This window comes from Deinococcus peraridilitoris DSM 19664 (genome assembly GCF_000317835.1).
GTDB classification, from domain to species: Bacteria; Deinococcota; Deinococci; order Deinococcales; family Deinococcaceae; genus Deinococcus_A; species Deinococcus_A peraridilitoris.
The window spans coordinates 2,492,177-2,500,000 of sequence record NC_019793.1; the positions used below are offsets into that span (position 1 = coordinate 2,492,177).

Sequence of the window (7,824 nt, forward strand, 5' to 3'; positions counted from 1 at the left end):
AGCATGCTGAGGCGTGCCCCCCGAAGTTCGTTTGAAGCCGCACTTGACCTCGGATGAATTGCGCAAGTGCTATCGGTGCTGTGCTCACCCTGCCGACAAGACACGCTGGCACGCCTTGTGGTTGATCTCGCAAGACAAGGCCAATCGCCACGTCGCGCAAGTCGTCGACCGTTCGCATACTTGGGTCAACGACCTGGTGCGTGCCTACAACGAAGGCGGACCCAACGCCGTACCCACCCACAAGCGTGCAGGCGAAGCACGCGGCGGCAAGAAAGCGGTCTTGGACGTCAGCGGCGTCTTGGAACTCGGGCAAGCGCTCGACACCGAGGCACCGCCAGGCGGGGGACTGTGGACGGGCGCAAAGGTCGCGGCTTGGATTGCAGCGAAGACGGGCCATCGTCCTGACCAAGCGACCGGCTGGCGATACTTGCAAAAGCTCGGTTACAGCCAGCAAACGTCGCGTCCCGCGCATCCCCAGGCGGCCAGCAAGGAAGAGCAAGCGGCGTTCCAAAAAAAATCCTCGCACTGAGTGCCAAGCTCCAAGCCGAACATCCGGACAAGGACGTGCGGTTGTGCTTTCAGGACGAGGCGCGGTTCGGTCTCAAGCCCACGTCTCGCCGTCTGTGGGCCAAGAAAGGTCAGCGACCGACGGCGCCCAGTACCGTCAAGTACCAGTGGACGTACCTGTACGCAGTCGTCGAGCCTGCGCTGGGTCGGGTGTTCTGGTTCGTATTGCCGAAGGTTGACACGTGCGTCATGAGCGTCTTCTTGCGCGCCTATGCGGCTTCACTACCCGAGAAGGTCATCGCCCTGCTCGTGCTTGACGGTGCAGGCTGGCATTCGACCAGGAAACTCAAGGTGCCCGACAACATCGTGTTGGCCGTCTTGCCACCCTACTCGCCCGAACTCAACCCAGCTGAACGCTTGTGGACCTTGGTGCGTGAGGCGACGCACCACCAGACCTTCACTGATCTCGACGCCCTCGAACAGCGGCTGTGCACTCGCTGCGTGGAACTCGATGCACAGCCACAGGTCATTTCATCCGCAACGGCCTACTTGGGCTACTACCCTGAAAGTTCATGAATGCAATACCGTATGAGCAGCGTCCAAGGCGTCAGAAGCAACGCACAGCCGGGACCGGTCCCGGCTGTGCGCGCTCGTCGGCGAGTGACACCATGGTTCGACACCCGCCAATGACAGGACGCCCGGATGGCACCTCTTCCTCACCACGCTTGAGGTCGCGCTGCCACTCCGTGTGACAGGATCAATCGCGGTCGTTGCTGACAAGCTTGCCAAAGATCATCAGCTGTTCCTGGCGGTAACGCTGCAACACGTGATCCAGAGCGCCAGGACCGCCGTTCAGAACGTACTCCACGTCCTCGGCCGGGCTGGGGTGGTGTGTCAGCTGCAGCGCCAGGGTGTGCATCAGCTCCGTGAGGCGCGGCAAGTTCGCCGGCAGATCGTGATGACGCTGAATGTGAACGAGCAGCTCTCTTACTTCACTTGCCGCCCGTTCACTGTACGCGTCACTCCACATGACCACAGGCTAGTGCGCTTCTCTGAAGTTCGCTGAGGTACTTCGCATGATCGTCCTGACCAACCCTTGAGAAAGGCGCTTGAGGGAGTCTTCAAGCAGAAAACAGAACGGGCTGCCGGACTGCCGCCATGGTGAAGAGGTGGAGCGGACGTCCGGTCAGCCGAGCGGCTTGCGCCTGCCGCCTGAGTGCAGACCAGCCAACAATGCCTGTGCCCGGTCAGTTCGGAGACAGCCAGACACTGCACTTTTGAAGCGCGCTATCCTCGTGTGCTGCTTCGTGAGGGCGCTCCAAATCGCCGCTCGGCCAGCCAGATGGTGTGGCGCGCGCCCTTGGCGCCAGGACGTGCACGGACCGTGTGCTCTTCGACGTGAAAACCTTCCTGACGCAGCCGACGGGTGAAAACTTCGCTCCGGTGGGCCGACCAGACGGCCAGCACGCCGCCAGTGCGCAGGGCCTGAGCGGCAGCTCTCAGACCGGCAGCCGAGTACAGCTGGTCGTTGCCCGGCCGGGTCAGGCCTTCGGGGCCGTTGTCCACATCCAGCACGATGGCATCGAACGCGCTGGTCTGAGCGCGCAGGAGTTGCCCGACGTCACCCACGTGAAGGCGGACCCGATGGTCCAGCAGCGGGTGCCCGGCGCACGCACCCAGCGGACCCCGGTTCCATTCCACGAGGCCGGAAACGAGTTCGGCAACGGTGACTTCTGCCGTATCCGGCAAGGTCCTTAGGGCCGCGGCCAGTGTGAAGCCCATTCCCAGTCCGCCGATCAACACCCTAGGCTGTGCGCGCTCCGCGATGAGGGCGCAGGCCAGATGCGCCAGGGCGTCTTCGGAAGCGTGCACTCGGCTGTTCATGAGTTCGCCGCCCTGCGCCAGCACAATCGAGAATTCCTCGCCGCGTTGCATCAGGCGAAGCTCTTCGACGCTGCCGGGAACGTCTGTGCGGCCAAGGAGAATCCAGTGTTTCATGTCGGGGTACAGCGCTCGCAACATCCCGTGGCGCGAGGCCGCGCCGGAGTGTATCACGTGCTTTCTGCCCCGGCCCGAGGGCAGCGGTATTCCCGGAAAGCTTCGGTCAAGACGCCCGTCATCGGCACAAGCACGGCATGTCTTAGCCTTACGGCATGCCAGCGCAGCTACTGCTTCAGACGGACCACGAACACGAGGTCGCCGGCGGGCGGCGGGTCAGCGTGACCTTTGGTGCGACCCGGACGGAGATTCCAGGTGTACTGCTCCTTCCGGCGTCCGGCACGCCCACTGCGGGTGTTCTGCTGCTGCATGGCTACTCGTCACACAAGGAAGCCATGAGTGAAACAGTCGGGCAGGCCCTGTTGCGCCGGCAGATCGCTTCGCTGGCCATCGATTTGCCCCTGCACGGCGCGCGCGCGGATCCATTGCGGCTGTATTCATTGCGTCAGCCGCAGGAAGTCATGGGTGTCTGGCGTCAGGCCCTGCGTGACGCGACGCTCGGCTTGCGGCTGCTGCAGGAGCAACCCGACATCCGGGCGCCGCATCTGGCCGTGATGGGGTACTCGCTGGGCTCTTTTCTGGCCCTGATGCTGGCCGCACGGGAATCCCAGGTCAGTTCGGTTGTTCTGGCCGCAGGCGGCGATCTGCCGCTCGGCACGCCACTGACCCCCATCGCTCGAATGGTGGCCGATCCGCTGCGCGCCGTGCGGCGCCTTGCCGGGCGGCCGCTGCTGATGGTGAGCGGTCGCCATGACCGTACTGTTCGGCCCGAACAGGCCGAGCGTCTGTACGCTGCAGCACGCGAACCCAAAGAACTTCGCTGGTACGACGTAGGGCACATCCTACCGCCGGTTGCGGTCGAAGAGGCTGCCGCCTGGCTCAGACGTCAGCTTCCCGAGCGAGTAGAAGAGTGATTAGAGGCGCCGGGTGTCATGCCTCAAGAAGCCCGCAAGGCATCTGCGACCTTCTGTGCGTCTGCCCGGCGCAGCATGGTCTTATGCCCCGCGCAGACCGGCAGAAACCCGAGCAGGCTCCCGCGCGCAGTCGGCAAGACGCACAATCGCCGATGGACGCAAGACAGGCGCCGGGCGCCAGGACCTTCAACTTTTCCGGGCTTGACCAGAAAGCGCTGGAGGTGCACCGTCGGCTGCTCGAGGCTTACGGAGAGCGGGCGCATGAAGCGCGCCGCGAACCGATGCACGAGCTGATCTCGACCATCCTGTCGCAGCGCACCAACTGGCGAAACGAGGATCTGGCGTACCGGCGCATGATGGAACGTTTCGTTTCCTGGGAAGGTGTCGAGCAGGCCGACGTGACCGCGTTGGCTGAAGCGATCTCGCCGTCGAACTTCGCCGAGGTCAAGGCGCCCAACATTCAGCGCACCCTGCGCGCAATTCGTGAAGCGCGCGGCGAGTACAACATCGATTTCCTGGCTGATCTACCAGTTGAAGAAGGCTTGCGCTGGCTGCTGGCCTTGCCCGGTGTCGGCCTCAAGACGGCCACGTTGGTCTTGCTGTTCTGCTTTCGCAAATCGGTGCTGCCCGTCGATACCCATGTTCACCGGGTCAGCCAGCGGGTCGGCTTAATCGGTCCGAAGGTGATGCACGAAGCCGCGCACCGTCTGCTGCTGGCCTTGCTGCCCCCCGAGCCGGCGTTGCTCTACAACTTCCACCTGAATCTGCTGACGCACGGCCAGAAGATTTGCACCTTTTCGCGGCCGCGTTGCTCGAAATGCGTTCTGCGCGAAGTTTGCGATTATTACCACGACCCGACGACCGAGAAATACTGAAGGGCTTGTTCTCATTGCTGTGTGAAGGGTCAAGCCCAGCGCACGGCGCACTCCTTTTCAGTTCGGCACAATGTCGTCATGTCGCAGCTTCCCGATTTGAACGAGATCATGCGTCAGGTCATCGACCTGGCACGTCAGGCACGGCGTCTTGCGCGCGCCGGTCACAACGAGGTCGCCGCCCGAAGCGCTGAGCACTTCGAACAGGGCGCGGCGACCGCGTACCGCAACCAGAACCGTGAGCAGCTGGAGAACAACCTCGCGGCCGTGCGTGCGCTGGTCGATCAGCTGCGAGCGCGGCTGCCCGGGGCCTGAGCGGTGTTTCCCCTTTACGACGACAACCGCTCCGGGCGCGTTCCCTGGGTCACCCGGACGCTGATCGTGCTGAACATCCTGATCTTCGGTTATGAATTCACGCTCAGTGAAGGCGAACTCAACCGCTTCATCGTGCAGTTCGGATTCATTCCGGCCTCGCTCGGGGAGAATCTCGCACAGGCGGGCTTCAGCACCCTGACCAGCCAGTTTCTGCACGGCGGCGTCATGCACCTGCTGGGCAACGTCTGGTTTCTGTGGATTTTCGGCGATAACATCGAGGACCGTTACGGTCACCTTCCTTTTCTCGGTTTGTATCTGCTCTGGGGAGTGGCGGCCGCGCTGTCGCAGGCTTTTTTCGGCGAAGATCCCACGGTACCGATGATCGGTGCCTCGGGCGCCATCAGCGGGGTGCTGGGCGCCTACCTCGTGACCTATCCCAGGGCTCGCATTCGCACCTTCGTGCCGATCTTCATCATTTTTCTGCTGCCCTGGGTCCGGGCGCTGATTTTTCTGCCGTACTGGCTGATCATCCAGATCTTCAGCTCGCAAAGCGGTGATTCGGGGGTCGCTTTCCTGGCACATATCGGTGGATTTGTGGCCGGAGCAGTGGTCGCGTTGCTGCCCTGGTCGCCGGCGAAGCGGCTTCTGTAGTCGTTTCCGGCACGCACCTCGCTGGCGTGAGCACCAAACACTCGGGCTTCTCTCCCACTGCCTGCAGGCGACCACTGGATAGAGCATCGCCTGAGGTTCTTGGGAAGGAACCGTGTAAATCTGCGTTCTACAGGTTGGCTTCAGATTTCTTGCCTGAGCACTTACAGGCTCTTGAATTCACTTTCAGAAGGTAGGAGCTTTTACATAGCGCTCCTGGCCAGCTTCCTATGCTCGGGTCAGTAAGGCCCAAGCTGATCTCGACGGGCGTGTGAGTGAAGGAGGAAGCTATGTTGTTGTCCTGGATTGTGGCAATTTTGGTCGGCGCTTTTTGTGGCTGGATCGCCAGCATCGTCATGCGCACCAATGCTCAACAAGGCGCGCTTGCCAATATCGTGATCGGCATTGTGGGTGCCATTCTGGCGCGTCTGATTTTTGGCGACCTGCTGGGAATCGGTTCGGCAGGCGCGACGAACGCGGCGGCAGGATTCAGCTTCTGGAACGTGATCTGGGGCATCGTGGGTTCGATTGTCCTGATCGCCATCCTGAAAGCCCTGCGCGTTCTTCGCTGAAAAGCACAAAGCAAAGACCGCTCGATAATCGCAAGAGAGGGAGGGACGACCACGGTCGTCCCTCCCTCTCTTGTGGCTCCCCACCAGGGCCTGCGGTGCTGAAGTCAGTTCTTCACCCCTCCTGCTTGCCCAGGCAGGACGCTGCTGATCAGTAATAGCAGCACCCCGACCACCACCGCACTGTCGGCAATATTGAAGATCGGAAAAGGCTGACCGTGAATGGTGCGTGTCACGGCGTCCAGGGCAGGAGAGGACAGCATGTCGGTGACCTTGCCCGCCCGGAGTCCATCGATGGCATTGCCGACGGCGCCCGCAGCGATCATGCCCAGGGAAACAGCCAGCACGGGCGGTTGAGGCCGACGGACCAGGTATACCAGGATACCCAGGCCGACCAGCAGGCGTCCCAGGGCGAGTGGCAGCGCCGCACCCGAAAGCAGGCTCCAGGCGGCTCCCGTGTTGTAGGTCAGGGTCAGGCCCAGCAGACCGGGAATGAGCACATCGACTGGCTGTCCGAACTGTAAATTTGCCTCGGACCACCATTTCAGCCATTGATCGGCCAGCAGAAGAACGGCAAACAACGTCAGCGGCACCCAGAGGCGCGAAGCGGCTTCAGGTCGCGCCGAGGCGTGAAGGTCGCGGTTGGTCACTTCGGCAGTATAGGTCTTGGACCACCCTCTGACGGCGGAAAAGGAGCGCACAATGTTGCTTATGGCCAATGTCGAATCCTTTGACCTCGATCACACCAAGGTCTACGCTCCTTACGTCCGGCTGGCCGGTGCCAAACGGACGCCGCGCGGCGACGCGATCAGCAAATACGATCTGCGTTTGTTGCAACCCAATCAGGGCGCGATCAGTCCGTCTGCACTGCACACCCTCGAGCACCTGCTGGCCGGTTACCTGCGTGACCATCTCGAAGATGTCATCGATGTTTCTCCCATGGGTTGCCGCACGGGCATGTATATGTCAGTACTCGGTGAAGCAGACGAGGAAGGCGTGCTCGTGGCTTTCCGGGCTGCGTTGCAGGACGTGGCGGAACACGACCGTCCCATTCCTGGTGTAAGTGAACTCGAGTGCGGCAACTACCGTGACCATGATCTGGCGCAGGCCCGCATTCACGCGCGGGAGGCGCTGGAGGCGGGCCTGAAAATTCAGCCGACGCTTTTGATCGAGCGATAGGTTTTCATCGTCTGGCAGGCGTTTTGATGGCCGTAGTTGGTGCCTGCCTGTTACCCCTTGACAACACGAGAGACTTCACCTATTCTTTTTGAGCCTCGCAGGAGGCGGTCCTTGAGAGAGGACGTGGAGCATGACAACACGAGTGGCACGCGCGAGCGTGAGGTTGGATTCCGAGAGGGATTCAACGAAAGAAATGACCGATGAAGAGGTCAAGATGGAAAGGGTCCACGGTGGATGCCCTGGCACTGGAGCCGAAGAAGGACGTTGCGACCTGCGAAAAGCCACGGGGAGTTGGAAGCAAGCATTGATCCGTGGATGTCCGAATGGGGGAACCCACTGCGTGTGAACACGCAGTACTCCGCAAGGAGAGGGAACTCAGGGAACTGAAACATCTCAGTACCTGAAGGAGAAGAAAGAGACATCGATTCCGGTAGTAGCGGCGAGCGAACGCGGAAGAGCCTAAACCAGTTGACTTGTCAATTGGGGTTGTAGGGAGAACGAGATCGAAGCCAACAGCTACTCGAACCACCTGGAAGGGTGGACCGAAGAGGGTGACAGTCCTGTAGAGGAAAGTTGGAGGCTAGTAGTTCTTACCTGAGTAGGTTGATATTCGTGGAATGTTGACTGAAACTGCCCGGACCACCGGGCAAGGCTAAATACTCCCAGTGACCGATAGCGCATAGTACCGTGAGGGAACGGTGAAAAGAACCCCGGGAGGGGAGTGAAAGAGAACCTGAAACCGTGGACTTACAAGCAGTCACGGCCCCGCAAGTGGGTTGTGGCGTGCCTATTGAAGCATGAGCCGGCGACTTAGATCTATGC

11 protein-coding genes and 1 rRNA gene (1 of these 12 running past the window's edge) are annotated in these 7,824 nt (G+C 61.3%); 9 read left to right on the forward strand and 3 right to left on the reverse strand.

The annotated features are described in order from the left end of the window. The first annotated feature begins 121 nt into the window (after positions 1 to 121). Positions 122 to 529 (forward strand): winged helix-turn-helix domain-containing protein, encoded by a 408-nt coding sequence (locus DEIPE_RS12110; protein ID WP_157448751.1) that lies wholly within the window; start codon positions 122 to 124, stop codon positions 527 to 529. 35 nt (positions 530 to 564) lie between these two features. After that, positions 565 to 1,083, forward strand: a complete 519-nt coding sequence (locus DEIPE_RS12115) for an IS630 family transposase (protein ID WP_041230670.1) — start codon at positions 565 to 567, stop codon at positions 1,081 to 1,083. A 181-nt stretch (positions 1,084 to 1,264) separates the two neighbouring features. On the opposite strand, the gene DEIPE_RS12120 is transcribed toward DEIPE_RS12115, so the two are convergent. Both DEIPE_RS12120 and DEIPE_RS12125 read right to left on the reverse strand, forming a co-directional pair. Continuing rightward, positions 1,265 to 1,537, reverse strand: a complete 273-nt coding sequence (locus DEIPE_RS12120) for a hypothetical protein (RefSeq protein WP_015236257.1) — start codon at positions 1,535 to 1,537, stop codon at positions 1,265 to 1,267. A gap of 257 nt (positions 1,538 to 1,794) precedes the next feature. After that, positions 1,795 to 2,505 carry a spermine/spermidine synthase domain-containing protein gene (locus DEIPE_RS12125; RefSeq protein ID WP_052326789.1) on the reverse strand — a complete coding sequence of 237 codons (711 nt, stop codon included), beginning with the start codon at positions 2,503 to 2,505 and terminating at the stop codon, positions 1,795 to 1,797. Between the two features lie 155 nt (positions 2,506 to 2,660). On the opposite strand from DEIPE_RS12125, the gene DEIPE_RS12130 reads away from it, so the two are divergent. The 5 genes from DEIPE_RS12130 to DEIPE_RS12150 all read left to right on the forward strand — a co-directional run bounded on the left by DEIPE_RS12130 (position 2,661) and on the right by DEIPE_RS12150 (position 5,826). After that, positions 2,661 to 3,419 carry an alpha/beta hydrolase family protein gene (locus DEIPE_RS12130; protein WP_015236259.1) on the forward strand — a complete coding sequence of 253 codons (759 nt, stop codon included), beginning with the start codon at positions 2,661 to 2,663 and terminating at the stop codon, positions 3,417 to 3,419. Between the two features lie 83 nt (positions 3,420 to 3,502). Further along, positions 3,503 to 4,294 (forward strand): endonuclease III domain-containing protein, encoded by a 792-nt coding sequence (locus tag DEIPE_RS12135; protein ID WP_015236260.1) that lies wholly within the window; start codon positions 3,503 to 3,505, stop codon positions 4,292 to 4,294. A gap of 78 nt (positions 4,295 to 4,372) precedes the next feature. Next, positions 4,373 to 4,606 (forward strand): hypothetical protein, encoded by a 234-nt coding sequence (locus tag DEIPE_RS12140; protein ID WP_015236261.1) that lies wholly within the window; start codon positions 4,373 to 4,375, stop codon positions 4,604 to 4,606. A gap of 3 nt (positions 4,607 to 4,609) precedes the next feature. Beyond that, positions 4,610 to 5,257 (forward strand): rhomboid family intramembrane serine protease, encoded by a 648-nt coding sequence (locus DEIPE_RS12145; RefSeq protein ID WP_015236262.1) that lies wholly within the window; start codon positions 4,610 to 4,612, stop codon positions 5,255 to 5,257. Positions 5,258 to 5,550: 293 nt separating this feature from the next. Continuing rightward, positions 5,551 to 5,826 (forward strand): GlsB/YeaQ/YmgE family stress response membrane protein, encoded by a 276-nt coding sequence (locus tag DEIPE_RS12150; RefSeq protein ID WP_041231483.1) that lies wholly within the window; start codon positions 5,551 to 5,553, stop codon positions 5,824 to 5,826. A gap of 104 nt (positions 5,827 to 5,930) precedes the next feature. Here the strand turns inward: DEIPE_RS12150 and lspA are convergent, their stop codons facing one another. After that, complete coding sequence (lspA, locus tag DEIPE_RS12155) at positions 5,931 to 6,473, reverse strand: signal peptidase II (RefSeq protein WP_052326790.1); 543 nt, start codon at positions 6,471 to 6,473, stop codon at positions 5,931 to 5,933. A 61-nt stretch (positions 6,474 to 6,534) separates the two neighbouring features. On the opposite strand from lspA, the gene DEIPE_RS12160 reads away from it, so the two are divergent. Both DEIPE_RS12160 and DEIPE_RS12165 read left to right on the forward strand, forming a co-directional pair. After that, on the forward strand, positions 6,535 to 7,002 hold the full coding sequence (locus tag DEIPE_RS12160; protein WP_041231484.1) for an S-ribosylhomocysteine lyase: 468 nt from the start codon (positions 6,535 to 6,537) through the stop codon (positions 7,000 to 7,002). Positions 7,003 to 7,209: 207 nt separating this feature from the next. Further along, positions 7,210 to 7,824 (forward strand): 23S ribosomal RNA (locus DEIPE_RS12165) (it continues 2,270 nt past the right edge of the window).